This window comes from Candidatus Pelagibacter communis, assembly GCF_001180165.1.
GTDB classification, from domain to species: Bacteria; Pseudomonadota; Alphaproteobacteria; order Pelagibacterales; family Pelagibacteraceae; genus Pelagibacter; species Pelagibacter ubique_P.
Genome location: NZ_CVSQ01000033.1, coordinates 1 through 1182 on the forward strand (window position 1 = coordinate 1; position 1182 = coordinate 1182).

A 1182-nucleotide genomic window follows, 5' to 3' on the forward strand; every position below is an offset into this window, starting at 1 on the left:
AACACCTGCAGCAGCCAAAACAAGAATTTTTGATCAAATGACAGAAGAGCATATCAATTATATGTTATCAAAAATTCCTAGAAATAAATTTGCAAAGGTTGAAGAATTAGCATCATTAGTTACTTGGTTAGCTAGCGAAGAAAATTCTTTTTCAACTGCAGCAGTTTTTGATTTAAGTGGTGGAAGAGCTACGTATTAGTTATGCAAGTAGGTATTGATGTAGGTGCGACTAAAATAGAGAGTGTTGTACTTGAAGATAATGGAAATGAAAAACACAGATCAAGAATATCTTGTCCAAAAGAGTATACTCAAATTATAACTGCGATAAGAGATATTCATAGACAATTAGAACAAGAATTTAAAAAAGAACTGCCAATTGGTGTTTGTCATCCAGGGGTTCATTCACCTCAAACAGGATTGGTAAAAAATGCTCCAAATATTACTTGGTTAGAAAAAAAACCTTTTCAAAATGATTTGCGTAAAGCGCTTGGTAAAGAAGTATTTTGCGAAAACGATGCTAATTGTTTTGCTTTATCAGAAGCTATAGATGGATCAGGCAAACACTACAAAATTGTTTATGGTATTATCTTAGGTTCTGGAGTTGGTGGTGGTTTAGTTATTGATAAAAAAATAGTAAGTGGGCCCAATGGAGTGGCCGGAGAATGGGGTCATAATCAAATTCCTTATTTTGCTGCAAAAAAAGAAAATTTTGACTCAAGCAACGCCAGAGAAGCAGAAATTGAGAGTTTTTTATCTGGTTTAGGCTTAGCTAAAAGATTTAATAAACTTTATGGAAAAAACTTAAAAACAAATGAAATTTTCGAATTAAATCGAAAACATGATTTAGATGCAGAAAGATTTATAGATGACTTCAAGGTAAATTTAGCCATGTCTCTTTCAAGTATCATAAATATTTTAGATCCCGATGCTTTTGTTTTTGGGGGTGGAGTTTCAAATGAAATTGATTTTTTACATGAAATAGATTCACTTGTAAGAAAGTTTGTCATTGGAAGAGAATACGAGGGTGTATTTTTAAAACCTAGATATGGAGACGCTAGTGGTGTTAGAGGTGCAGCAAGACTTGGAAGAAGCGCGACATATTAGAAATACAACTCTCAATTGAATAATAAAAATTAATATTTTTTTAAAATCGAAAAAAAATTAAAAAATTTTCTTAAAAAA

Annotated in this window: 1 protein-coding gene and 1 pseudogene; both read left to right on the forward strand. The window is 31.6% G+C overall.

All coding sequences use genetic code 11. From position 1 onward, the window contains the following. A pseudogene (locus AMN88_RS02045) lies at nt 1-199 on the forward strand (3-oxoacyl-ACP reductase); the annotation flags it as partial. Nucleotides 200-201: 2 nt separating this feature from the next. Further along, on the forward strand, nt 202-1104 hold the full coding sequence (locus AMN88_RS02050) for an ROK family protein (protein ID WP_075536200.1): 903 nt from the start codon (nt 202-204) through the stop codon (nt 1102-1104). The last annotated feature ends 78 nt before the right edge of the window (nt 1105-1182 follow it).

Excerpts from the sequence above, each read along its gene's own strand:
- AMN88_RS02050 (WP_075536200.1), top strand. The coding sequence starts at position 202 with ATGCAAGTAGGTATTGATGTAGGTGCGACTAAAATAGAGAGTGTTGTA.